The sequence below is a fragment of the Cognatiyoonia sp. genome, from assembly GCF_965661665.1.
GTDB lineage: Bacteria > Pseudomonadota > Alphaproteobacteria > Rhodobacterales > Rhodobacteraceae > Cognatiyoonia.
Genome location: NZ_CBFIEO010000006.1, coordinates 62,351 through 86,726, shown reverse-complemented (window position 1 = coordinate 86,726; position 24,376 = coordinate 62,351). Strand labels below are relative to the sequence as shown.

27 protein-coding genes are annotated in these 24,376 nt (G+C 57.6%); 10 read left to right on the top strand and 17 right to left on the bottom strand.

Features of this window, described 5'->3' with window-relative positions:
- The first annotated feature begins 25 nt into the window (after positions 1-25).
- The 3 genes from ACTF5F_RS05540 to ACTF5F_RS05530 are packed head-to-tail and all read left to right on the top strand — an operon-like array spanning position 26 to position 765.
- Positions 26-238, top strand: a complete 213-nt coding sequence (locus ACTF5F_RS05540; protein WP_438955882.1) for a hypothetical protein — start codon at positions 26-28, stop codon at positions 236-238.
- Positions 235-597, top strand: coding sequence for a hypothetical protein (locus tag ACTF5F_RS05535; protein WP_438955881.1), 363 nt, complete (start codon positions 235-237; stop codon positions 595-597). The genes ACTF5F_RS05540 and ACTF5F_RS05535 overlap by 4 nt, the downstream gene beginning before the upstream one ends.
- A gap of 12 nt (positions 598-609) precedes the next feature.
- Positions 610-765, top strand: a complete 156-nt coding sequence (locus tag ACTF5F_RS05530; protein WP_438955880.1) for a hypothetical protein — start codon at positions 610-612, stop codon at positions 763-765.
- Here the strand turns inward: ACTF5F_RS05530 and ACTF5F_RS05525 are convergent.
- A complete protein-coding gene (locus tag ACTF5F_RS05525) occupies positions 762-1,673 on the bottom strand; it encodes a Gfo/Idh/MocA family protein (protein ID WP_438955879.1) in 912 nt (303 codons plus the stop codon). The two genes, ACTF5F_RS05530 and ACTF5F_RS05525, sit on opposite strands and share 4 nt — an antisense overlap.
- A 153-nt stretch (positions 1,674-1,826) precedes the next feature.
- Between ACTF5F_RS05525 and ACTF5F_RS05520 the strand changes: the two genes are divergently transcribed.
- Complete coding sequence (locus ACTF5F_RS05520) at positions 1,827-2,576, top strand: class II aldolase and adducin N-terminal domain-containing protein (RefSeq protein ID WP_438955878.1); 750 nt, start codon at positions 1,827-1,829, stop codon at positions 2,574-2,576.
- A 2-nt stretch (positions 2,577-2,578) separates the two neighbouring features.
- Here the strand turns inward: ACTF5F_RS05520 and ACTF5F_RS05515 are convergent, their stop codons facing one another.
- Complete coding sequence (locus ACTF5F_RS05515; protein ID WP_438955877.1) at positions 2,579-3,070, bottom strand: class I SAM-dependent DNA methyltransferase; 492 nt, start codon at positions 3,068-3,070, stop codon at positions 2,579-2,581.
- Positions 3,071-3,261: 191 nt separating this feature from the next.
- On the opposite strand from ACTF5F_RS05515, the gene ACTF5F_RS05510 reads away from it, so the two are divergent.
- Positions 3,262-4,122 carry an SDR family oxidoreductase gene (locus tag ACTF5F_RS05510; RefSeq protein ID WP_438955876.1) on the top strand — a complete coding sequence of 287 codons (861 nt, stop codon included), beginning with the start codon at positions 3,262-3,264 and terminating at the stop codon, positions 4,120-4,122.
- Here ACTF5F_RS05510 and ACTF5F_RS05505 read toward each other — a convergent pair.
- On the bottom strand, positions 4,088-4,570 hold the full coding sequence (locus tag ACTF5F_RS05505; protein ID WP_438955875.1) for a hypothetical protein: 483 nt from the start codon (positions 4,568-4,570) through the stop codon (positions 4,088-4,090). The two genes, ACTF5F_RS05510 and ACTF5F_RS05505, sit on opposite strands and share 35 nt — an antisense overlap.
- A gap of 336 nt (positions 4,571-4,906) precedes the next feature.
- Here ACTF5F_RS05505 and ACTF5F_RS05500 point away from each other — a divergent pair, with 336 nt between their 5' ends.
- The 4 genes from ACTF5F_RS05500 to ACTF5F_RS05485 all read left to right on the top strand — a co-directional run bounded on the left by ACTF5F_RS05500 (position 4,907) and on the right by ACTF5F_RS05485 (position 6,958).
- Positions 4,907-5,650 carry an ion transporter gene (locus tag ACTF5F_RS05500; protein WP_438955942.1) on the top strand — a complete coding sequence of 248 codons (744 nt, stop codon included), beginning with the start codon at positions 4,907-4,909 and terminating at the stop codon, positions 5,648-5,650.
- An 82-nt stretch (positions 5,651-5,732) separates the two neighbouring features.
- The gene (locus ACTF5F_RS05495; RefSeq protein WP_438955874.1) at positions 5,733-6,050 is read left to right on the top strand and encodes a hypothetical protein; all 318 of its coding nucleotides are present in this window, start codon (positions 5,733-5,735) and stop codon (positions 6,048-6,050) included.
- Positions 6,051-6,110: 60 nt separating this feature from the next.
- Positions 6,111-6,518, top strand: coding sequence for a hypothetical protein (locus ACTF5F_RS05490; RefSeq protein WP_438955873.1), 408 nt, complete (start codon positions 6,111-6,113; stop codon positions 6,516-6,518).
- Positions 6,515-6,958, top strand: coding sequence for a hypothetical protein (locus ACTF5F_RS05485; RefSeq protein WP_438955872.1), 444 nt, complete (start codon positions 6,515-6,517; stop codon positions 6,956-6,958). Before ACTF5F_RS05490 ends, ACTF5F_RS05485 begins: the two co-directional genes overlap by 4 nt.
- Here ACTF5F_RS05485 and dxs read toward each other — a convergent pair.
- The 6 genes from dxs to ACTF5F_RS05455 all read right to left on the bottom strand — a co-directional run bounded on the left by dxs (position 6,945) and on the right by ACTF5F_RS05455 (position 12,126).
- Positions 6,945-8,747 (bottom strand): 1-deoxy-D-xylulose-5-phosphate synthase, encoded by a 1,803-nt coding sequence (dxs, locus tag ACTF5F_RS05480; protein WP_438955871.1) that lies wholly within the window; start codon positions 8,745-8,747, stop codon positions 6,945-6,947. The two genes, ACTF5F_RS05485 and dxs, sit on opposite strands and share 14 nt — an antisense overlap.
- Positions 8,748-8,751: 4 nt before the next feature.
- The gene (locus ACTF5F_RS05475) at positions 8,752-9,654 is read right to left on the bottom strand and encodes a polyprenyl synthetase family protein (protein WP_438955870.1); all 903 of its coding nucleotides are present in this window, start codon (positions 9,652-9,654) and stop codon (positions 8,752-8,754) included.
- On the bottom strand, positions 9,647-9,886 hold the full coding sequence (locus tag ACTF5F_RS05470; protein ID WP_438955869.1) for an exodeoxyribonuclease VII small subunit: 240 nt from the start codon (positions 9,884-9,886) through the stop codon (positions 9,647-9,649). Before ACTF5F_RS05470 ends, ACTF5F_RS05475 begins: the two co-directional genes overlap by 8 nt.
- Positions 9,883-10,809 (bottom strand): histone deacetylase family protein, encoded by a 927-nt coding sequence (locus ACTF5F_RS05465; protein WP_438955868.1) that lies wholly within the window; start codon positions 10,807-10,809, stop codon positions 9,883-9,885. Before ACTF5F_RS05465 ends, ACTF5F_RS05470 begins: the two co-directional genes overlap by 4 nt.
- Before the next feature lie 112 nt (positions 10,810-10,921).
- Positions 10,922-11,623 (bottom strand): response regulator, encoded by a 702-nt coding sequence (locus ACTF5F_RS05460; protein ID WP_438955867.1) that lies wholly within the window; start codon positions 11,621-11,623, stop codon positions 10,922-10,924.
- Complete coding sequence (locus ACTF5F_RS05455) at positions 11,620-12,126, bottom strand: MarR family winged helix-turn-helix transcriptional regulator (protein ID WP_438955866.1); 507 nt, start codon at positions 12,124-12,126, stop codon at positions 11,620-11,622. Before ACTF5F_RS05455 ends, ACTF5F_RS05460 begins: the two co-directional genes overlap by 4 nt.
- A 142-nt stretch (positions 12,127-12,268) precedes the next feature.
- On the opposite strand from ACTF5F_RS05455, the gene ACTF5F_RS05450 reads away from it, so the two are divergent.
- Complete coding sequence (locus tag ACTF5F_RS05450; protein WP_438955865.1) at positions 12,269-13,135, top strand: branched-chain amino acid aminotransferase; 867 nt, start codon at positions 12,269-12,271, stop codon at positions 13,133-13,135.
- 332 nt (positions 13,136-13,467) lie between these two features.
- Here the strand turns inward: ACTF5F_RS05450 and ACTF5F_RS05445 are convergent, their stop codons facing one another.
- From ACTF5F_RS05445 to ACTF5F_RS05410, 8 genes are all read right to left on the bottom strand, one after another.
- Positions 13,468-14,406, bottom strand: coding sequence for a PQQ-dependent sugar dehydrogenase (locus ACTF5F_RS05445; RefSeq protein ID WP_438955864.1), 939 nt, complete (start codon positions 14,404-14,406; stop codon positions 13,468-13,470).
- The gene (queG, locus tag ACTF5F_RS05440; protein ID WP_438955863.1) at positions 14,403-15,434 is read right to left on the bottom strand and encodes a tRNA epoxyqueuosine(34) reductase QueG; all 1,032 of its coding nucleotides are present in this window, start codon (positions 15,432-15,434) and stop codon (positions 14,403-14,405) included. Before queG ends, ACTF5F_RS05445 begins: the two co-directional genes overlap by 4 nt.
- Before the next feature lie 63 nt (positions 15,435-15,497).
- Positions 15,498-16,163, bottom strand: coding sequence for an FtsZ-binding protein FzlA (gene fzlA, locus ACTF5F_RS05435; RefSeq protein ID WP_438955862.1), 666 nt, complete (start codon positions 16,161-16,163; stop codon positions 15,498-15,500).
- 63 nt (positions 16,164-16,226) lie between these two features.
- Positions 16,227-16,964 carry a monofunctional biosynthetic peptidoglycan transglycosylase gene (mtgA, locus tag ACTF5F_RS05430; protein WP_438955861.1) on the bottom strand — a complete coding sequence of 246 codons (738 nt, stop codon included), beginning with the start codon at positions 16,962-16,964 and terminating at the stop codon, positions 16,227-16,229.
- A gap of 44 nt (positions 16,965-17,008) precedes the next feature.
- Complete coding sequence (gene gltB / locus ACTF5F_RS05425) at positions 17,009-21,529, bottom strand: glutamate synthase large subunit (RefSeq protein ID WP_438955860.1); 4,521 nt, start codon at positions 21,527-21,529, stop codon at positions 17,009-17,011.
- Positions 21,516-22,232: a hypothetical protein gene (locus ACTF5F_RS05420; protein ID WP_438955859.1), complete on the bottom strand. Its 717-nt coding sequence runs from the start codon at positions 22,230-22,232 to the stop codon at positions 21,516-21,518. Before ACTF5F_RS05420 ends, gltB begins: the two co-directional genes overlap by 14 nt.
- Positions 22,233-22,306: 74 nt before the next feature.
- Positions 22,307-23,734 carry an NAD(P)-dependent oxidoreductase gene (locus tag ACTF5F_RS05415; RefSeq protein ID WP_438955858.1) on the bottom strand — a complete coding sequence of 476 codons (1,428 nt, stop codon included), beginning with the start codon at positions 23,732-23,734 and terminating at the stop codon, positions 22,307-22,309.
- Between the two features lie 148 nt (positions 23,735-23,882).
- A partial coding sequence (locus tag ACTF5F_RS05410; protein ID WP_438955857.1) for an undecaprenyl-diphosphate phosphatase occupies positions 23,883-24,376 on the bottom strand: 494 nt, incomplete at its 5' end.

Below are 24,376 nucleotides of genomic sequence, written 5' to 3'. Positions count from 1 at the left end.
GTGCTGTCACCTCTGAGGGAATGGGATGCTTCAACTGCGGACGTTGTTACTGGCATTTAGGTTTTGGGCGCTATCCGCCAACTTGGCCGCTCTGCGGGCAGAGACGTGGCTGCTGGTGGAAACCAACATCGTCCCCTCTGGCTGCGCAACAGCGTCCGATTGCATTGAACGGTCCATCGACCAGCGGTGGGATCTGATGGCGATGGACGCCGATGAGACGACGGCCTTTTTGGGGTGATCGGCGATCTGGCGCGTCTCAAAAATGTTCGCGATGTGCTCGACGGTCCTGACGTGTCGGAGCTGCCATCGGAAACGGTCATCCCTCAGCTCCAGGTGCTGGAGGTGCAGGATAAGGTTGGTGCGCTGCGGGGTTTGCCGGGTGTTTATTTCGACGCAAGCCGCGTGTCAGGCGACAGTGCTGGCGAGGCTTTCACCGCCTGTTTCACCGATCTTCTGACCAACAACGTAATGCCCGTTCTGACAGAGGAGGAGGCCTTGGCGATACCCGGTGCCGGACGGCTGAGCGTCAGCCTGTCCCTCACCCGCGACAACGCAGGGTGCATCCTGCCATTCCGCGCCAATATCTCCCTCAAGTAACAAGAGGTGCTGGTGCGTGATCCGTCGATCAAGCTGGAGCTCACCACGTGGAGCGGGAGCATCAATCAGAACTTCACCAACACCAACTACCTTGCAGGTGCGGCGCTTCGCGATGTGGCGAAGAAATTCATCGCGGACTACCAAACCGCCAATGCGGAAAATGGCTAGAACTCAAATGCTTCAACCGTCGTGCGATGGCCAAGGGTGAAGGCATCCGACACATGGATCATGGGGGAGAGGTCGACATCGCTGGTTTGCGAGGCCGCCAAGCTCGCCATCCGGTCATAGAGCGCGGGATATTCGCGGTTCGGGCCGACTTCGATCGCCTCCCCGGCGATGGTGAGTGTGCTGCCGCCATCGTCAAGAATGATCTCCCCCTCCTCCGTCGTGACCTTGATCTGCCACGTCTGCGGCCCTTCCTGACGCCAATCAAACTCCGCCGTGACATTGTCGCTGAACGTGAGGTTGGCGGCGATCGGGGTTTGTCGGTTCGCAGGGAACATCAACTTGGCGGAGCGGATGAACACGGGATCGGGTAAAATTTCCGTCAAAATGGACAATGCATTGATACCTGGGTCAAACACGCCCATCCCGCCCGGTTCAAACACCCAATCCTGACCGGGATGCCAGCGGCGCACGTCCTCTTTCCACGTGATGTGGGCTGACGTGACCGTCTTCTTTGACAGCCAAGACCGTGCATCTTCCACACCGCAGGCCATCCGGCTGTGCCACGTCGCAAACAGCGTCACACCCGCCTCTTCGGCCAACCGCTCCAAGGTCTGAACTTCTGCTAAAGTCGCACCAGGCGGCTTTTCCAGCATCACATGACGGCCCGCTGCCAGCGCTTTTCGCGCATACTCAAACCGCGGCACTGGCGGCAAACAGAGGGAGATCACCTTGATCTCCGGCCGCTCCGCCAACATCGCATCAAAGTCGGTGTAGGACGGCACGCCATCCACAGTTCTGGCGCGACTGACCGTCGCGGCCAAGGTCCAATCGGCACTGGCCTGCAACGCTGGCACATGCTGATCCTTGGCGATTTTACCAATCCCAACCAGACAAATCGGTGTGCTCATGACACTCTCCCTCACTTGCAAAATCCATAGACCGCCCAATCGCGATCATCAAACTCAAATGGAGCATCAAGAAAATGAAACACTTAGACAAAACGCGATAGACGATGCCGCAATCAGAGCACAGACTGAGGGCAAACAAACTGGAGACCTGACATGAACATGGCACGGCACAATTTGACCCATCTGGAAGAACGCGCAGACCTTGCCGCCGCCTTTCGGTGGACCGCGCGGATGAACCTCCACGAAAGCGTCGCCAATCACTTCAGCTTTGCCATCAACGACGACGGCACGCGGTTCTTGATGAACCCCAACCAGATGCATTTCGCCCGCATCAAAGCCAGTGATCTGATCACCGTCGATGCCAATGATCCTGACGCCCTACAAGGACCAGACGCCCCTGACCCCACCGCTTGGGGTCTGCACGGTGGGGTGCACCGGCTCGTCCCGCATGCCCGTTGCGCGATGCATGTCCATTCAATCTTTGCCACTGTTCTGGCGAGCCTTAAAGACAGCCGCCTGCCGCCGATCGACCAAAATTGCTGCACCTTTTTTAACCGCTATGTAATCGATGACGACTACGGTGGATTGGCGTTTGAGGAAGAAGGCGAACGCTGCGCCACACTCTTCGCCGACCCCAAAAAGCGAGTGATGATCATGGGCAACCATGGCATCCTGATCATCGGTAAAACCATCGCGGAGACGTTCAACAGGCTCTATTATTTCGAGCGCGCGTGCGAGACCTACATCCGTGCCTTGCAAACCGGCCAACCCCTGCGCTTGATCCCTGATGATATCGCCGAAAAGACCGCTAAGGAATTGGACGACTATCCTGACCAAGACGAGCGGCATCTGGCCGAACTGCGCGCCATCTTGGACGCCGAAGGCTCAGATTACGCGCATTAGCCTTAGACTTTGCGGAACGACAGCAAGAACGCGATATCATCGCGGTGATCATCGTCCGCGCGATCATCGTAAATGCGAAATTCCCACAGTTTCAGGTCCGTGATCTGATCTGACAAGGCATCCAGAGCGCCTTCAAAGCCCGCTGTCTCAAAATGCGCCTTTTGAATAGAAAGCGCGAAGACAGCCCCTTTCGCCGCCACATCAAGCAATGGCTGCAACCCCTCTGGTCCAACATGGCCCAAGGTGAAAGTGCCAGCACTGACGACGCCATTGTAACGATCAAGTGGTGCGTCCAAAGGTTGCGTCACATCCGCCACGACCAGATCGCGGCACACGCACTTGTCGCGCGCAACGTCGAGCATTCCTGCCGACAGATCAATCGCATCAATTGGGCCGATCACAACGCGGGTCAAAAACTCCGCCACCAACCCGGTCCCTGCGCCCACGTCAAGCACCGGACCCGCACCGCCCAACGCCACAAAGCCCAGCGCCACCTCACGCGGGGATTGATAGCCCTGCGCGTGCCCAAAGGCCGTGTCATAGCTCGTCGCCCACTCCTAATAGAGCGCTTCGATCTCCTCCTTTGAGGACAGCCGATAGGCAGAATTGACGTCAGGTGTGTCGATCATACGGTGACGGTATCACGCCCTTGCACCTTGGCAAGCACTCAGGCACCAAGTTGCGCATGGAAAAGACACTGCTTTCGTTCGGTCATGGTTACTCTGCCGCCGCATTGGCAAAGATATTGGAACCGCAAGGCTGGCGGATCATCGGCACCTCACGGTCAGAAGAAAAATTACCCCGTTTGATGCAGGCGGGGGTGAAGCCGCGCGTGTGGCCCGGGGCCGATATGACACCTGCGCTTAATGCCGCGACGCATCTTCTGATTTCAACCGCTCCGACAGAGGCGGGCGATCCCGTTCTGGCAGAGCTACGCGACGAAATCACGAAGCGCGCCAAGCAATTCGAATGGGTGGGCTATCTGTCGACCACTGGGGTCTACGGTGATCACAACGGCGGTTGGGTGGATGAAGACACACCCCTGACGCCAGCCACCAAACGCGGCATTGCGCGGGTGAAAGCAGAGGCAGAGTGGGCCGCTATCCCTGACCTGCCACTACACATCTTCCGACTGGCTGGGATCTATGGGCCAGGCCGTGGGCCATTTTCCAAAGTTCGCGCCGGCACAGCCCGCCGTATCATCAAGAAGGGACAGGTCTTTAGCCGCATCCATGTCGATGACATCGCGCAAGTGCTCGCCGCCTCTATCGCCAAACCGAACCCGGGTGCGGCGTATAACCTCTGCGACGATGATCCTGCCCCACCGCAAGAGGTTATCGGATACGCGGCAGAGCTTTTGGGCCTACCCCTCCCCGAAGCGGTGGATTTCGAAACGGCAGAGATGACACCAATGGCCCAGAGCTTTTACGCCGAAAGCAAAAAGGTGCGGAACGACAAGATCAAAGACGAGCTAGGTGTTGTGTTGAAATACCCTGACTATCGGAGTGGGCTTAAGGCATTGCTGGCGCTGGAAGAAAGCGCTTAATCAGCCACGCAAGCGCGGCGAAAACCAACAGCAACACCAAGGCCGTCACGATGTTCACACCGTAGAACGTCAAACGCTCCGGCAGTTCCATGTTGTTGAGGAACGGATAGGGGATGCCAGTGGTGACACTGCCCACGGGTGAGCCGCTATTCCATTGCACCAGCGTCTCCCCCCACGTGAGGTAGAGCGCGATCGGTCCGACAAGCCATGCCGCCGCCAAAACCAGATTGCAATAAGACCGATGGATAGAAAGCGCATCGATCCACTGCAAAAGCGGTCCGACACCGTGCAGGCAAATCTCCAGATAAAGCTCCCCGATCTGGCCGTCACGTGTGACAGATTTGGGATCGTCCAAGAACGGTCGCCAATAAAGGAAAACAACCATCGCGTTGATCACCGTCGTGGCGGAGACAAGCCCGTCTGACCTATGACTGCTTCGCCCCTCCATCGAGGCCATCATTCGGCTGGCGCAGAAGAACGACAGGAACAGCGCTCAAATGGTCAGGAACCGAAATGGGCCGCCAAAGTTTGAAAAGTCCGAAAAGATAATCGTCCGCAGGCAATAGCCCGCCGCCAGCCGGAACACGATCCAGCGGTAAATCTATACAAGATTAAACTCATTCTGCCTCGCTCCCTCATCCCTTGAGCGGAAGCTAGCCCGAAGACCCCCGTCCGTCTAACATTAACTAACATCAACGCTTGCTTTGATGTCCGTCTCTTCGCATATGACACCCATAGCAGTCACCCGAAGGAGCCCCTCGTGCAATCACGCATTGAAGAGTTTATGGCGCGCGCTGCAGTGCGCAATTTCATCATCGGCGTCATCATCTTCAACGCGATCATTCTGGGGATGGAAACCTCCCCCGCAATCACGTCGCGGATTGGTGGCCTGTTGACAGTACTGGACTCCATCTGCCTCACGATCTTCGTGGTGGAGATTGCGCTCAAACTCTACGCGCACCGGCTGAGATTTTTCCACGATGGCTGGAACATCTTTGATTTCCTGATCATCGGGATCGCGCTGGCTCCAACGAGCGAAGGCTTTGCTGTCCTCCGCGCACTGCGTATCCTGCGGGTGCTGCGCGTGATGTCGGCGGCCCCGTCCCTACGCCGCGTCGTTGAAGGCTTCATCACCGCCCTCCCCGGCATGGGGTCCGTCTTTATGCTGATGGGCATCATCTTCTATATCGGTGCTGTCATCGCGACCAAGCTCTTCGGCGCAAATTTCCCGGACTGGTTCGGCGACCTAGGCCGCTCTGCCTATTCGCTGTTCCAGATCATGACGCTGGAAAGCTGGTCGATGGGCATCGTCCGCCCCGTGATGGAAGTCTACCCCTACGCCTGGGCCTTTTTTGTCCCCTTCATCATGGTCACGACCTTCGCAGTAGTGAACCTCCTCGTCGGTCTCATCGTCAACTCTATGCAAGACGCCCACCACGAAGAGGACAACGCCGCCACAGACGCCTACCGCGATGAGGTTTTGGCGAAGCTGGAGGCGATTGAGAAGCGTTTGGATGATCAAGAGTAACCTTGTGCCGTTACCGCGTGACAAGACCTTGCACCTATTAAAGGAACATGAACGACATCCTTAATTACTGGTTGGTCATCTAGTGACGTTAGTCATCGACCCGACGAACTCAGGCAAATCCACTTGGATCGACCGCAACCATGATGGAGAGGTGGGTTCCGCCTTCCAATTCGCCAAAAACTGGCTCCTTGGAAAAAGCAACATTCCCGAAAAGGGGACATTGCTACAGTACAACTTACTGTTCCTCGCCGGCGCCCGCCGAAATCGCAAGGAGTCGTTGAATGAGTGGGATGTTCTAGACGACACATTGTTGGCCCGCTGTTTGAAGTCAGGGCAGGTTGAACAGGCCATCGTTATCATCGCATCAATTGCGCAGCTGAAGTCCCGTGCGAGCATATGAACAGACTCTGAGAAGGAGCTAAGTCAGACTGGTAACTACAAGTCGGAATTCTGGGCGACGGTGCTTGATAGTGTCAACCTCTTCGCGATGTATCAGCGACTGTTCGATGCGCTGGAACGCTATAAGGTACCCTACCAAATCCTATACAACTCCGACGACAATCCGTCCGATGAGATGCCAAAAACAGACCGTTGCTATGTTTATGCGGCGTTGCGTGGTACATACGTTCCAATCCCGTCGGAGGAGGAAATTGATGCGGCCTGCGCGCTGCCAGAGGCGGAGTATCAGTCCGTTCTTTTGCCACGTGGTTCGCAGAGCTCTGGCAACTATGCGCACACCAAAGGCACACGACGGCAGAGCTCTGACATCTTTCGGGACCAGTCCTTGGAGGGACCATCCGTCCTCGATATCGGATGGGCGAAGGGGGCATGCTGTTTTGGTATGAACGTTTTGGCGCTGCAAAAATGACTGGCATCGACATCCGCGAAGGGCGGCTCAGTACTGCGCGGAAGTTTGGCGAATTGCTGAACAGTAAGGCTGAGTTCATATACGGAAATTTTCTGGAACGCGACGACATCGACACCCATGACGATGTGCTGGCGCTGAATGTCTTGCACCACGTGCCCGATATTCGCGGCTTCTTGGAACGCTCAACACAGTTGGCAAAGAAGCGGGTCATCATTGAATATCCCAAGCTCTATGGTCGAAAATTTCTTCGGCTGGAGCGCATCCCGTCGGACTTGAACCGATACGCTTTGATTGGCGTAAGCACCTCCAAGTTCGATCAGACCTTTGTCTTCTCGGACGCAGCACTCATCCGCCTTATGTCGGAGTATGGCGACTTCAACGTCGATATCCGTAAGTCACCGATGAAGTGCCGGCGCATCGCTGTGTTTACCAAGAAGTAGCGCCCAAGACTTTCAAAACTTTCGCAGCGATGTCTGCCGCAGTCAGCCCCGCCTCTGCGTACATGTCTCGGGGGCTGGCTTGGTCGATGAAGGTGTCGGGGAGGACCATGGAGCGGAACTTGAGACCCGTATCAAACACGCCTTCGTCTGACAGGAGTTGCGCGACGTGGCTTCCGAAGCCACCGACAGCACCTTCTTCCACGGTGATCAGCACCTCGTGGTCCGCTGCGAGAGCAAGGATCAGGTCCCGATCCAGTGGCTTGGCGAAACGTGCGTCGGCAACGGTCGGCATAATCCCCTGATCCGCCAGCGCCTCACAAGCCGCTTCTACCTCCTGCAACCGCGTGCCAAACGACAGGATCGCGACCCGCGACCCCTTTCGGATCATGCGGCCTTTGCCAATTTCCAAGGGTTCAGCCATTTCTGGCATCTCTACGTCCACCCCCTCACCACGGGGGAACCGGAAGGCGGACGGCCCAGCGTCATGGGCCACTGCTGTTGCGACCATGCGCACCAACTCCGCCTCATCTGCGGCGGCCATCACCACCATGCCAGGCAGGTTAGAGAGAAACGCGATGTCAAAAGCGCCCGCATGAGTCGCGCCATCGGCCCCAACGAGCCCGGCACGATCAATCGCAAACCGCACCGGCAATCCTTGGATCGCCACATCATGCACCACCTGATCAAACCCGCGCTGCAAGAACGTCGAATAGATTGCGCAAAAGGGTTTCATACCGCCTGCCGCCAAAGCGGCGGAGAATGTCACCGCGTGCTGTTCCGCAATCCCCACATCAAAGCACCGATCCGCAAACCGCACCATAAACCGATCGAGGCCCGTGCCCTCTGGCATCGCAGCGGTCACAGCACAAATTTTGACATCATCCTCCGCCAACCCAATTAGCGCATCGGCAAACACCGACGAATAGCTCGGCGCATTCGGCGTAGCCTTCCGCTGCTTGCCCGTTGGCACATCAAACTGCCCGACACCGTGCAGCTTGTCCTGCGCCGCCTCCGCCGGTGGATAGCCTTTGCCCTTTCTAGTGATCGCGTGGATCAAGACAGGCCCATCCGCGCCCGCTTTCACGTCGCGCAAGAGCGGCAGAAGCTGCCCCAGATCATGGCCGTCCACAGGTCCGTAGTAGGTAAAGCCTAGCGCACCAAAGATCGTGTCAACCGTTTCGCCATCACTCAACTTTGCCAGATAGGCCGACATTGCCCCCACAGGCGGGGCAATCGACATGGAGTTGTCGTTGAGGATGACGATCAGACGTTCCTTCAAATGGCCCGCATTATTGAAGGCTTCATAAGCCATCCCTGCGCTCATCGCGCCGTCACCTATGACGGCAATCGCGTCGCCCGCATCGCCGCCCAGCTTCCGCGCTATCGCAAAGCCCAAAGCAGCAGAAATCGACGTGCTGGAATGCGCAGCGCCAAACGGGTCAAACACGGACTCCGCCCGTTTCGTAAACCCGCTAATCCCGTCCTTCTGGCGCAAGCTGCGCATCTGATCACGGCGTCCAGTCAGGATCTTATGCGGATAGCTTTGGTGGGACACATCCCAGATGATCTTGTCCTCCGGCGCATCAAACACAGCATGAAGTGCAACGGTCAGCTCCACCACCCCAAGCCCGGCCCCAAGGTGGCCCCCTGTTTCCGACACAATGGAAATCGTTTCAGCCCGCACCTCATTGGCAAGCTCCGTCAATTGCGTATCGGTCAGCCCTTTCAAATCCGAAGGGCTGGTAATTGTCTCTAGATGTCGGGTCTCTGGTCGGTTCACAGCGGACAACCTCTTAATTGCTGCGGCTTACAACAAACTGCGCCGCCTCCCGCAAGGTGTTGGCATCCGCGCCAAAGGGCGCCAAAGCGTCACAGGCGTCATCGACAAGGGCCTGCGCACGGCGCTTCGCCTCCGCCAAACCAAGAAGCGATACGAACGTGGCCTTGCCCGCATCCGCGTCCTTCTGCGTGGCCTTGCCCACCTCTGCCGCATCCCCTACAACATCCAAAACGTCATCGGCGATCTGAAAGGCCAAGCCGATCTTATCGCCATAGGTCTGAAACGGTGCCACGTCGGCCCCGGCCATCCGCGCGCCCGCCATACAGGACCACGTCAGCAACGCCCCCGTCTTACCAGCCTGCAATTCCGTGATCTGGTCCAGCGTCAATGGCACCGCTGCCGTTTCCGCCGCGATGTCGAGCACTTGCCCCCCCACCATACCTTCCGCACCTGCGGCCTGCGCCAAGGATTGGCTTAACGCCAGCCGCGCCTCCGCCGATCCGTCAAACCGCACCACTTCTTCAAAGGCAAAGGCCTGCAATGCATCGCCCACCAGCACCGCTGTCGCCTCATCCCATTTCACATGAACGGTCGGTGACCCACGGCGCAGATCATCATCATCCATGCAGGGCAAATCGTCATGCACCAGGCTGTAGGCGTGGATGCATTCAATCGCCACAGCAGCAGGGACCGCCTGCCCATAACCAATCCCGTGCAGCCGCGCCGTCTCACACACAAAGAACCCGCGCAGCATCTTGCCGCCCACCACCGCATGTTTCATCGGCGCACCCAAACCGTTGCGCAACCCATCGGTATAAGCTGTGACCCGCACCTCCACTAATCGGGCAACACGGGTGCGGCCGTCTCTCAGCCCCACGCGCTCTAGCTGGGTCTCAAGATGGGCCGTGTCAGCCATCAAGCGCGGCGGTTCCGGTTGGCTGCCCCTCACCATCCAATGTGATCTTGGCGACCTTTTCCTCGGCTTCTTTCAACTGCGTCTCACAGCGCGCTTTCAAAGCCGCGCCACGCTCATAGAGCGCGATCGACTGGTCCAAGGCGACATCGCCACGCTCCAGCTGGCTCACCACCGCTTCAAGCTCGCGCATCGCATCTTCGAAACTCATTTCATCCACGTTCGTGTCGCTCATCCGCTCCGCTCCTTCAGAATCTCCACATGCGCTCGGGTAGACGCGCCCAAGGCTTCCAAATCATAGCCACCTTCCAGCGCAGATACCACGCGCCCGTCGCAGTCTTTCTCCGCCAGATCACACAAGCGCCCCGTGATCCAAGCAAAATCGCTCTCCACTAGATTGAGCCCCGCTAAGGGATCGGCGGCGTGGGCGTCAAATCCAGCCGAAATCATGATGAGCTCTGGCGCGAAGGCCTCCACACGGGGCAACACAAACCGCTCCATCGCATCGCGAAACCCTTTCGACGCCGTACCCCCCGGCAAGGGCACATTCAGGATCGTGTCATGTGGCCCCGTCTCATGCGCCGCCCCGCTACCTGGCCAAAGCGGGGACTGATGCGACGAACAGAACAGAATACGAGGATCATCCTCGACCAGTGCTTGAGTCCCGTTCCCGTGATGCACATCAAAATCGACAATCGCGACGCGCTTTAACCCATGATGGTCGAGCGCATATTTCGCCCCAAGCGCGACATTGCCAAAAAAGCAAAACCCCATCGGGGTCTCTTGTTCGGCATGATGGCCCGGGGGCCGCATCGCCACAAAGGCCGCGCCAGCCTCCCCACCCAGGACCGCATCCACCGCGCGGATCACGCCACCGGCGGCACGATAGGCAGCCGCCAAAGTCCCGGCCGACATGTGAGTGTCCGTATCAAGCGACCGCCAGCCGCTCTCTGGCGCTGCATCGCGGATTGCCTTGATGTGCGCGGCGGTATGGACCCGCAAAAGATCATCCTCCGCCACCATCGGTGCTTTCGCCTCCAGCAAGCCTAGGTCCTTCAAAGACCCCAACACAGCATCCAACCGCGCCACCTGTTCAGGATGGCCCGGCGGGGTCACATGATCATAACACTCTGGATGGGTGATTAGTAAAACAGACATGCCTCACCAAAGCCCGAACGCAGGCCAAAACACAATCTCTTTCGCGAAAAAATACCTTCGCCGAAGGCACTCTAAATGAATGGTGTGCGGCGTAGCCGCGCCTTTTGGCAGATCAATCAGGGGCGAGCATATAGCCCGCACCGCGCACGGTCTGCAAATAGCGGGGTTGCTTAGGGTCTGCTTCGATCTTGCGTCTGAGGCGGGTGATCTGCACGTCGACCGCCCGCTCCTGCGTTTGCCCACCGGAACGGCCCAACTCCTCAACCAAGCGCGCGCGTGTCATCGCCTCCCCGGGGGCGGAGGAGAAGATGCGCATCAACTGGCTTTCGGTCGCAGTGAGCCGGACCAGATCATCGCCCTGCCACAACTCCCCCCGCGCAATGTCATAGCGAATATCGCCCATGTTCAGAACAGTGGGTGCTACGACAGCTGGTTCAGACGTCGGCACGCGACGCAGGATCGCATTGATCCGCAACAACAGCTCCTTCGGCTCAAACGGCTTGGCGAGGTAATCGTCTGCCCCCGACTCCAAACCGTGAATACGGTCGCCCGTCTCCCCCTTTGCGGTCAACAAAAGGATCGGCGTCTCCATCTTGCTGCGCAGATCACGGCAGAGCGACAGACCATCCTCCCCCGGCATCATCACATCGAGCACGATGAGGTCGAACTCCAAACCGCTCAAAATCCGCCGCGCATGGGCGGCATCCCGTGCGCTGCTGACCAAAAACCCGCTGCGGATCAGAAACTTTTGTAAGAGCCTGCGAATGCGCTCATCATCATCCACAATCAACAAATGTGCGTCGTCAGAATTCATTCTGTTTTGTCTCTCAGCGCCGCATAACTGCCGCGAATATCCTCATCCATCATCGCCTCAAGCACCGTGCGAAATCCTGCAACGGCTTCCGGCCCCGCCCGCCTGAACGCATCGCGCATCCGCGCGCTCTGCGCATTCGACAGCTGCCGTTCCAAGGCCACGCCTGCATCGGTGAGATGCAAATGACGCTCCCGCCGGTCCACCGTCCCGACAGTGCTCGACACCAAACCGTCTTCGATCAAAGTGCGCAACACACGATTCAGCGATTGCTTTGTCACACCCAAGATCGTCAGCAGGTTATTCACTGTCGTCCCCGGGCTGCGCTGAATGAAATGAATGGCGCGGTGATGTGCACGGCCATAGCCTTGCTCTGCCAAAATCCGGTCCGGATCAGAGGTAAACCCCCGATAGGCAAAGAACATCGCCTCGATACCGATGCGCAACTGCTCGTCAGTGAGAAACAACAACGCTTGCGGGGAGGTTTTGGCCGTCGGTTGGTTCATGAAAGTCTCTTCGATAATTGACGTAAGAATATGTCAGTGTTGTTGACATTCCAAGATCGAATTGGTACCAATTCTGATGATTTGCGTAATTTTATGTCCGGTTCGGACCTAAATGAGTAATAAATGGAATGGGAGAGGCCCGATGGCTGCATATGATGATCGCGATGGAAAGATTTGGTTCGACGGCCAAATGGTCGATTGGAGATCGGCAAACGTGCATGTGTTGAGCCATGCGATGCACTATGCCTCCTCCGTGTTTGAAGGCGAACGTGCCTACAACGGAAAGATCTTCTTGAGCCGCGAACACTCCGAACGTCTGCACTTCTCTGCCGGTGAGTTGGATTTTGCGATTCCTTTCACCGTAGATGAGATTGAAGCCGCCAAAGCTGAGGTTCTGCAAGTCAACGGCCTGACCGACGCCTATGTGCGCGCGGTTGCTTGGCGCGGCGCTGGCGAAGACATGGGTGTCGCCTCCGCCCGTAACCCTGTCCACCTCGCCATCGCGGCGTGGGAATGGGGCAACTACTATGGCGATGCCAAGACCAAAGGCGCCAAGATCGACATTGCCAAATGGAAACGCCCGTCGCCAGAAACTATCCCTGTGCACGCCAAGGCTGCCGGTCTTTATATGATCTGCACCACGTCAAAACACGCGGCAGAAGCGAAAGGCTGCTCCGACGCGCTCTTCATGGATTGGCGCGGCTATGTTGCAGAATGCACGGGCGCCAACATCTTCTTTGTCAAAGACGGTGAAGTACACACGCCCAAGGCCGACTGCTTCCTCAACGGCCTCACCCGCCAAACTGTCATCAGCCGCCTGCAAGACAAACAGGTCAAAGTCCACGAGCGGGTCATCATGCCGGAAGAGCTGGAAAGCTTCCAGCAATGCTGGCTCACCGGCACCGCCGCCGAAGTCACCCCCGTCGGCCAGATCGGCGACTACAACTTCGAGGTTGGCCAGATGGTTCTGGACGTGGCGGACGACTATGAGAAGTTGGTGCGGTCTTAGCGGTTTGGAGGAGGCTGACGGCTTTTGTTAGATACACAAGCCTCAGCTAATATAACACCATCAGACAGTCTAACCCCTGCCCGTGGGCTGGTGCCTCAACAAAGATGCGACGGAGCTGAAAGGCAGCAAAGCACGCTCCATAGAATTTCGGAAATCAACAGAGACCAAAACACCAGCCCGCCGGGTCGGGCAGGTGTTAGACCGGCGTCTTCAGCTTGAATTCGATCTGTGCACTGCCTTGCTTAAAAACCAGCCTCAACTAGCCCCCGGGCCTCATTGCCAGAATCTCCCCACTGTCCACCAACAGCAAAACCCGCCCATCAGCCAAAACCTCAACGTCCCGCAGGCGCGATCACGGGGTCCCAGTAGTAAACCGGCTGCTCTGTCCCCGACAGCACCGCAACCCCCGACCCCAAAGGATCGCCCGAGTAATTGATGCCGTATGACACAATCGGCCAGCCATAGTTCCGCCCCGCCAGCGGCAGGTTCAACTCATCCCCACCGCGCGGGCCATGTTCGATCGTCCAGAGCTGCCCACGATCATCAATCGCAGCGCCCTGCATATTGCGATGACCGAGGGACCAGATCGCCTCCGCCCCCGCTTGCCCGACAAACCGGTTACCCTGCGGCACACCGCCGTCAGCCGTGACGCGGATCACCTTGCCAACGATGCTGTCCAACTGTTGCGGCATCGTTCCACTGTCCCCTTCACCCCGATCACCGGTGGTGATCCAGACGGTACCATCGCGCATTGGAATGATCCGGCTGCCAAAATGCTGCCCGCCCCGATTGGGGTCTGACTGCACAAAGATATCGCGCACCGCCGTCAACCGCCCTTCATTGCTGAGCGCCCCTCGCGCGGCCGCAGTCACCGCGCCCCCGCGCACAGGTTTGGAGTAGGTCCAGAAAACCGTCCGATCTTGCGAAAACCGCGGGGAGATCGCCACATCCAATAACCCACCCTGCCCATCGGCAAATACATCTAGCATACCAGAGATTGGCCCCGATACCGACCCATCCGCCGACAACACACGCAGCGCGCCGCCGCGCTCCGTCACCAGAAACTGTCCGCTGGGCAGAGGCGCAATCCCCCAAGGCCGCCGCAAACCTTTGGCAAAAACCGTCACGTCCAAAGGCGTCTCCGCCAAAGCGGGCGCGCGGGTCTGGTTTTCAAAGGCAGGCGCAAAGTCCGCGTTAGGCGCACCTTGCTGCACCTGCGCGATTGTGCTGAGCGGCATCAGGGCCACCGCGATCACCGTTGCAAATCTCATGTCATGCCCTCCAATTGCTCCAACGCCCAGCGTGCACCTTCGGCGACGGCAGGGTCCGGATCATCCATCAACCGCTGCAACACGGGGCCCGCCTGCGCCAATCCTGAGTTGCCCAAGGCATAGGCCACATTGCGCACAAAGCGATCCCGCCCGATCCGTTTGATCGGACTGCCGGAGAAAAACCGCCGAAACGCGGCATCATCAAGCGCGGCCAATTCCAGCAAATCCGGCGCGCGCAAGTCCTCACGCGCCACCAGTTTCGCATCGCGCCCCGCCTTAGCGAACTTGTTCCATGGACAAACGGCCAGACAATCATCACAGCCATAAATCCGGTTGCCCAAACCCTTGCGCAACGCCTGATCAATGGGGCCCTTATGCTCGATCGTCAGGTAAGAAATGCACCGACGCGCATCCAATTGAAACGGGGCCGGAAACGCATCCGTCGGACAAATATCCAGACAGGCGCGGCACGAACCACAATGCTCTGCCTCCGGCGCATCCGGCTCCAACTCGACGGTTGTGAAGATCGCCCCTAGAAAAAACCAATTCCCCAAATCGCGCGACAACAGGTTAGTGTGCTTGCCTTGCCAGCCCAACCCCGCTGCTTGCGCTAAGGGCTTCTCCATCACAGGTGCTGTATCGACAAAGACCTTGATCTCCGCACCCGGACGTTGCTCGATCAGCCAGCGCCCCACGTTTTTCAGGCGCTTTTTCACCACATCATGATAGTCGCGGCCCTGCGCATAGACACTGATCGCAGCCTTTGCAGGATGGCCCAAAATCTCCATGGGGTCTTGATCGGGGGTATAGGGTTCCGCCAGCATGATGACCGATCGCGCCTTTGGCCAAAGTGCTGCAGGATCACCGCGCCACGCCATCCGCTCCGCCATCCAGCCCATCTGACCATGTCGACCTTCGTCTACGAAGGCCTGCAATCGCCCGGCAATTTGCGGCACTGCATCCGGCCGACAGACACCTACTTTGGCAAAGCCAGCCTCACGGGCGTACGCGACCAAAGCCGCCTTCAAAGGCTTTTCTCTTGCCAAAAATATCCCGGGGGAGCGGCGCAGCTGCGGGGGCAGAGCGCCAGATTAGAAATCCAGATCAGCATAATGCGACGGCTGCGGAAAGCCAGGCACTTGATCGGCCAAAAGCGACCGAAACGCAGGGCGCGATTTGATCTTGGCGTACCATTCCTTGACCACCTCGGACCGGTTCCAATCCACGTCAGAAATGTAATCAAGACAGGACAGCTGCGCCGCGGCAGCAAAATCAGCCATCGACATGTCATTGCCCGCCAGCCACCGCCGCTGGTCCAAGAGCTGCGTCATGTAATCCAGATGCGCCTTGATCGCCTTGGCCCCTGATTTCACGTTCGCGCTGTCGGGATAGCCGGTGCCCATCACCTTGCGGAACATCCGTTCGCCCAACAGCTTCGATGTCACTTCGTGGTAAAACTTGTCGTCAAACCAGCCGACCAAACGGCGCACTTCGTACCGCGCCTCTGGCCCATGTGGGAAGAGAGCGGGTGTTGGATGTGCCTCCTCCAGATACTCACAAATCGCGGTGCTGTCGGACATCGTACGCGACCCCATTCGCAAGACAGGTACCTTGCCTGCTGGATTGCGCAGCAGGAAATCGCCGTCTTTTTCCCAGTACCGTTCTTCCACCAGCTCTACCTCAATCTTCTTCTCCGCAAGGGTCAGGCGCACTTTGCGGGAAAACGGGGACAGCGGGTAATGAAAAAGGCGATTCATCGGCAAACCTGATCTGTGGTTGCCTCCTGAATGCCATTCAGCGGGGCGCGGTTCAACCTCGGATCAGCGTTCAAAGCAGCCGACCCGCCCATCTGAGTGGATCGTTGCCGCCCCATCTACGATCGCGGCCGCACGTCGCCGAATTGCGGCAGAGGGGTTGGAGGCAGACCGCGTTTTGGGCGATGGAAGGAGTGCGGCCAACCGCGCGGCTTGCGTGGGGGACAAATCCACCGCGTCCACGCCAAAATAATGTCGCGATGCGGCCTGAACCCCAAATACGCCTTCATCAAACTCTGCAACGTTGAGATACACCTCTAGAATACGGCGCTTGGTCCACAGCGCTTCCATCAGCGGGGTCCACATCGCTTCTATCGATTTGCGAACCCAAGACCGCCCATGCCAGAGGTAAACGTTCTTGACGACTTGCTGACTTATGGTCGACGCACCGCGTGATCCCCGTTGATCCAGCGCCTCTTGAATCGCCGTCACATCCAGCCCCCAATGCAAACAGAAATTTGCATCCTCTGCAGCGACGGCAGAACGAGCCATGACGAGGGCAATCTCCTCCATCGCGACCCACTCATGTTCGATCCCGCCCAAACGGCGGCTTTCGGAAAAGGCATAAGGTGTGATGGGCGGGTTGATGAAACGGTAGGCCAAAGTGATCAGCACGACCACCGCCAACACACCAAAGAGGATCCGCCAAAACCAACGGCGCACGCGCAGGATCGCTTCATTCAAGCGACTGCGTTGCGGCTGTTTTTTCTTGGTTTTCTTCGCTGAGGTCTTCTTGCGTGCCATGACCCCTTAATCCGCCGTACCGATCAAGGGGTCAAGCATCGACATTATTCCGCAGGGATCGCTGCATCCTCAATGCTCAGTGGATGCGGGATGTGAGCCAGCATTTCCTTCGGGCAGACCTGAAGGAAGTTATGCTTTTCAATGTCCCAATCCTGTAGGATCCGTCCGGCCTTGCGGCTACCCGTTTCCTTGGCATGCATCTCGATCAGGCCGCGCATCTGGTCCATCCAGTAATCTACGGTCACTGGGTAAATGACGAGCGTTTCCATATTCACCATTTCAGCTGATGCGCCTTCTGGTTCATAAAGATACGCCATGCCGCCGGTCATGCCTGCGCCAAAGTTGGCCCCGATAGAGCCAAGGATCACCGCCACACCGCCGGTCATGTATTCACAGCCGTTGGTGCCGCAGCCTTCGATCACAACCTTCGCGCCTGAGTTGCGAACGGCGAACCGCTCCCCCGCGCGACCCGCCGCGAAGAGATAGCCATCCGTCGCACCGTAAAGCACGGTGTTGCCGATGATTGTGTTGTCTGACGCGACAAGCGGGCTCGCCATTGGCGGGCGCACAACGATCATGCCGCCAGACAAACCCTTACCGACGTAGTCGTTGGCATCACCGGACACTTCCAGCTTCAGACCCGGCACCGCAAAGGCACCAAGCGACTGACCGGCTGACCCGCGCAGCTTGACCGTGAGGTGATCGGGCTGGAGATCGTTGCGCATCCCATGCTCGCGCACGATATGGCTGGACGTACGTGTGCCGATGGTGCGCAGCGTGTTTTGCACTGCATAATCCAACTGCATCTTCTCGCCGTCTTTCAGGAAGCGCTCCGCATCCTTGACGATCTGCGCATCGAGAGTGTCATCCACCGGGTTGCGTGGGCGGTCACGGTCGTATTTGATCTTGGACGCACCATCGACCGTGATAAGCAGCGGATTTAGGTCGAGGTCATCCAGATGGGCGGAGCCACGGCTGACCTGCGCCAACAGATCAGCACGGCCGATCACCTCATCCAACGACCGCGCGCCGAGTTCGGCAAGGATTTCACGTACCTCGGTGGCATAGAAGGTGATGAGGTTTACAACCTTGTCGGCGTTGCCAGCAAACTTTGCCCGCAGGCTTTCGTCTTGCGTGCAGACACCAACAGGGCATGTGTTCGATTGACACTGGCGCACCATGATGCAGCCCATCGCAATCAGGGCAGCGGTGCCGATGCCGTATTCCTCGGCCCCCATCATCGCTGCCATGACAATATCTCGACCGGTGCGCAAACCACCGTCGGTACGAAGCGTTACACGCTCCCGCAGGTTGTTCATTGCCAGAACCTGATGCGCCTCTGTCAGTCCCATCTCCCACGGCAGGCCCGCATATTTGATCGACGTCGCAGGGGACGCACCCGTACCACCATTGTGGCCGGAGATCAGGATCACATCCGCTTTCGCCTTGGCCACGCCAGCTGCAATTGTGCCAACGCCGGAGGAGGCAACAAGCTTCACCGTCACCTTACAGCGCGGATTGATCTGCTTCAGATCGTAGATGAGCTGCGCCAAATCCTCGATCGAATAGATATCGTGGTGTGGCGGTGGTGAGATCAGCGTTACACCTTTCGTTGAATGACGCAGGCGGGCAATGAGGTCCGTGACCTTCATTCCGGGCAACTGACCGCCCTCACCGGGCTTGGCACCTTGGGCGACTTTGATCTCAAGCTCTTCACATTGGTTGAGGTATTCGGCGGTCACACCAAACCGGCCAGAGGCGACCTGCTTGATCTTCGCAGATGGGTTGTCACCGTTTGGCTCTGGATGGAAGTGCGCCGGATCTTCGCCACCCTCGCCGGAATCAGACTTCGCCCCAATGCGGTTCATCGCGACATTCAGTGTCTTATGCGCCTCAGGGCTCAATGCACCCAGCGACATGCCCGGTGTGACGAAGCGCTTGCGGATCGACGTGATGCTTTCCACCTCTTCAATCGGCACAGGCACGCCAAGGGGTTTGATTGCCAACAAGTCCCGAAGGTGGATCGGCGGGTTGTTTTGCATCTTTCTTGAATACTGCTGCCACAGCCCATAAGACGCATTGTTACAGGCCGCTTGCATCAAATGCATGGTCTGCGCTTCCCAAGCGTGCTTTTCGCCAGATCGACGCGCTTTGTAAAAGCCGCCGATGGGCAGAATGTCTGTGCCACTCTTCCAGCCTTGTGCGTGAACGTCTTCCAGCTTTGACTGAATACCGCTCACACCAATGCCGGAAATTCGGCTTTGCATGCCTGGGAAATATTCCGCCACCATCGCGCGGGACAGGCCGACAGCTTCAAAGTTCAGGCCTCCACGATAGGACGACAGAACCGAAATCCCCATCTTCGACATGATCTTGAGCAGACCCGCATCAACGGCAGCCCGATAGCGACGCATCGCATCGGTGAGCGTGCCATCTATCAAGCCACGCTCCACCCGATCTGCGATGGAATCGAGCGCGAGGTAGGCGTTCACCGTGGTTGCACCACAGCCGATCAAAACCGCAAAGTAATGCGGATCAATACACTCCGCAGACCGTACATTAATTGAACAGAAGGTTCGCAGACCGTTCTTCGTCAGACCAGAATGCACCGCAGAGGTCGCAAGGATCATTGGCATCGCGATCCGGATTTCAGACTGACCTTGATCGGTCAGAACAATATGCCCAGCGCCAGACCGTACGGCATCTTCCGCCTCAGACATGATCCGCTGCAAGCCAGCATTCAACGCGCCTACACCGGTTTCAAAAGTACAGTCGATCACAGTAACGCTGCCGCCGAACTGCTCAACCATCGCGTCAAATTCGGCGTTGCCCACGAACGGGCTGTCGAGCACCAGAATCTCCGTCTGGCTGCTGCTTTCATCGAGCACGTTCTTCAAGTTACCAAAGCGTGTCTTCAGCGACATCACGCGGCTTTCGCGCAGGCTGTCGATCGGCGGGTTCGTGACCTGAGAGAAATTCTGGCGGAAGAAATGGCTTAGCGGGCGATAGGTCTTGGACAGTACGGCCGATGGCGTGTCGTCGCCCATGGACGCGATCATCTCTTTCCCGTCCTCGGCCATTGGGGCCAGAACCTGTTCAAGCTCTTCCATGGAATAGCCCGCCGCGATCTGCCGCTTGCGCAGTTCCACACCGCTGAATACCGCTGCTTCTGTCGTATCATCCAGCACCGTGTTTAGGTCTGTGACCAGCCCCACCCATTCACCAAACGGCTGCGACGCGGCCAGCTTGTCTTTGAGTTCCTCATCGTGGAAGAGCTTCCCCTCTTCCATATCAACCGCGATCAGCTGACCCGGACCCAAGGCACCCTTTTCAACTGCAATCGCCTCGTCAATCGGCACCATGCCAACCTCTGACCCTGCGATCAAAAGGCCATCGCCTGTCACGACGTAGCGCAACGGACGCAGACCGTTCCGATCCAGACCACCGCAGACCCAACGACCATCCGTCATCGCCAAGGCAGCGGGACCGTCCCACGGCTCCATCACTGCGTTGCAGTAGCCGTACATGTCATGCCACGCCTGCGGCATGTCAGACCCTTGCTTGGACCATGCCTCTGGCACCATCATGGTTTTTGCCATGGGCGCACTGCGGCCTGCGCGGACCAGCACCTCGAAAACGGAATCCAAAGCAGACGAGTCAGACGCCCCAGCCGGAATGATCGGCTTGATATCTTCTGCCGCATCACCAAATGCACCAGATGCCATGCGGATTTCATGGCTGCGCATCCAGTTGACGTTGCCTTTCAGCGTGTTGATTTCACCATTGTGGGCCAACATGCGAAAAGGCTGCGCCAGCGACCACTGCGGGAAGGTGTTGGTGGAATAGCGCTGGTGGTAAATCGCAAACGCACTTTCAAAGCGCTTGTCCATCAGGTCAGGATAGAAAATCGCCACTTGCTCCGCCAGCATCATGCCTTTGTAGATGATCGACCGGCAAGACAGAGAGCAAATATAAAGATCACGACCGGCCGCTTTCTCAATACGGCGACGAATGATGTAAAGCTCACGCTCAAACTCTTCCTCGGTCATATCCTTTTCACAGCGGATCAGGATTTGCTCAATCTCTGGCCGTGTCGCATTGGCCTTTTCGCCAAGACACTCATTCTCAACCGGCACGTGGCGCCAGCCGTAGATGTAGTGCCCCATGCGGAGAACTTCGGTTTCCACAATCGTGCGACTCTGCTCTTGCGCGCCAAAGTCGATGCGCGGCAGGAAGATCTGACCGACCGCGATCAGCTTATCATCATCAGGTTCATGCCCTGTGCGGCGCACTTGGTCATAAAAGAACGGCACAGGAATTTGGACGTGGATACCCGCGCCATCACCTGTTTTGCCATCGGCATCAACCGCGCCACGGTGCCAAACGGCCTTGAGCGCGTCGATCCCATTTTCAACCACGGCACGGGACGGCGTACCATCAATGGACACCACAAGACCGACACCGCAGGACGCATGCTCATCCTCATCGCGATAAAGGCTATTCTCAGCCATCCAGTCGCGTTTTGCCTGTTCGGCAGCTACCCAAGCGTTATCAAAGATCGACATTCAAAAACTCCTCTAGGGCAGTCACGGGGCTGTTGGACATTGTCAGTCCGCAGCCATGTTTTGGATTGACCGACAAAAAGCCGGGATCGCCGGGGAACATATATTCCACCGGGCTGTCATCTTCTTGATAGGACTCGTCAGGCAAGGTGACCGTGCTCGGCCCCGCTTGAAAAATCCGCCAGTCGCGGTGGATGTATTCATTGCCTTCTGACGACCAAATCTCATCACCATCTTGATTGTAAGCGGTGATGTTGAACTGTGTTTCTTCAAGCGCCACCCCGTCAATCACAACGGTGCGGCCTGTCAGCGTGTCCTGACCCACAAAGCGGGTCACGCCAAGCTCGGGGGAGATTGTGCGGAAGTCGTAGGTATCGACACCGTTCTCCAACAGCTCAGTAAAAGACGCACGGTCGCGCGGCTCCGGCTCCAGTTGCTCAGAATGGGCGGAGCGTGGGTGAAAGCTGTTGAGCCACTGGGATTCGTCGTCCGTCGTGCCGAGATAGACCATCCCTTCTTCATCAAGGATGACCCGCTGCTTGTGGCCGTCAGGATCGCCTTCACAGACGAAGTTATGCTCGACAGTGCAATCAGCGGCCTGAACCGTGACCCACGCCCAACATCCAGACGGCAGTGTGAAGGTGTCAGCGGACTGACCAAAGACTGGTTTCGCTGTCAGGCCAATGGCCATCAAAAGGGTCAGCATCACTGCCCCAGCGGCAGATTGCTGTATGACATGCGTATGTACGCTGGGTTTACGCTTTGTGCACGCTCTGCGACTCATTCTGCAGCCACCGCATTTGCGCTGCTTAAATAGTCTATAATTGCGTCTGCGCAGTCGCGCCCATCTTTGATTGCCCAAACAACCAATGACGCGCCGCGGACGATATCACCCGCCGCAAACACCCCGTCGAGACTTGTCTGGCCGGTGGTGAAATCAGCTTTGACCGTACCCCAGCGGGTCACTTCCAAACCTTCGACGCCCCAAAGCGCAGGTAGGTCTTCTGGCTCGAACCCAAGTGCTTTGACCACAAGGTCCGCGTCCTCAACATAGTCCGCACCAGGGATGACTTCTGGGGCCTGACGGCCTGTGGCGTCTGGTTGGCCCAAGCGCATCTTTTGGACGGTCACACCGGTCACAGGGTCGCCTTCAAATCCAGCAGGGGCGGTAAGCCAAACGAACTCGACACCTTCCTCTTCGGCGTTGGCAACCTCACGCTGGGAGCCCGGCATGTTCTCTTTGTCGCGGCGATACAAGCACTTCACACTTTCCGCACCTTGGCGGATCGCGGTGCGTACGCAGTCCATCGCGGTGTCGCCACCACCGATTACGACGACACGCTTGCCTTCAGCGTTCAACATGCCGTTGTCGAACTCTTCCACATCGTCACCAAAGCTCTTGCGGTTGCTGGCGGTCAGATAATCAATCGCGCGCACGATCCCATCCGCATCCGCGTCCGGCAGGTCACGGGACTTGTAGACGCCAGTGGAAATCAGAACAGCATCATGCTTGCCACGGATAGCGTCAAAGGACAGGTCTTTGCCCACGTTACAGTTCAGAACGAATTGCACGCCTCCGTCTTCCAACTGCTGCATCCGCTGCATGACAGTGTCTTTTTCCAGCTTGAAGCCCGGGATTCCGTAGGTCAGCAATCCGCCGCCGCGGTCATAACGATCATATACCGTGACTTGGACGCCTTGGCGACGCAGACGATCCGCTGCGGCCAAACCGCCAGGACCTGCGCCAATGATGCCAACGCTTTCAGCACGCTCAACCCCAGGCGCGATGGGCTGAACCCAGCCTTCCTCAAACGCTGTGTCGGTGATGTACTTCTCCACGGAGCCGATGGTGACTGTACCGTGGCCGGATTGTTCGATCACGCAGTTGCCTTCGCAAAGGCGGTCCTGCGGACAGATACGGCCACAAATCTCTGGGAATGTGTTCGTCGCTTGGCTGACTTCATAGGCTTCGCGCAGACGCCCCTCTGCGGTCAGGCGCAGCCAGTCGGGGATGTTATTGTGCAGCGGGCAATGCGACTGGCAATAAGGTACGCCACATTGCGAACAGCGGCTGGCCTGCTCTGCTGCCTTTTCGCGGGCGTACTCGGCATAAATCTCGTTGAAATCCTGTTTGCGTAGATCAGGCACACGTTTTTCGGGCATGTCGCGACCAACAGATGTGAACTTCAGCATTTTTTGACCAGCCATAGTCAGACCCCGCTTTGGATGTGAGCGCCCCTTCTAGCGGCAAGGCTTCGGGATGAAAAGTCAGTAATACTGACTTATTAATGAAAAATACAATTTATCAACAAACAGAAAGCAAAATTTTACCGATTTTTATGTCAGTATTGCTGACTTATAAGTGCAAATACCCCAATGCTGCAAGGCCTGCCACGATTCGCCACCAGCCAAAGAGCGCGTAGCCATTCTGCGAAATGAAGCCCACAACCGCGCGCACAACGATCACCGCAGTCACAAACGCCGTGGAAAATCCAACCGCGATCAACCAAAGGGCGGATGAATTAAGCGCATCCCAATTCTTCAGCAGATCAATCAGCGTGGCGCCAAACATCACCGGCATGGTCAAGAAGAACGAAAATTCTGCCGCCGCCCGTTTGCTAACCCCCATCAACATTCCGCCCACAATCGTCGCCCCGCTGCGCGACGTGCCGGGCATCAATGCCAGACACTGAAACAGGCCAATCGCGAACGCCGTTTTCAAAGGAACCCGCATCGCATCCTCATGCCGGACAGTCAGCTTCAACCGATCAATAAACAAGAGGATCACCCCACCCACAATCAGCACAATCGCGATGGCGGTCAGACTGTTGAACAATGTCTCTTTGATAA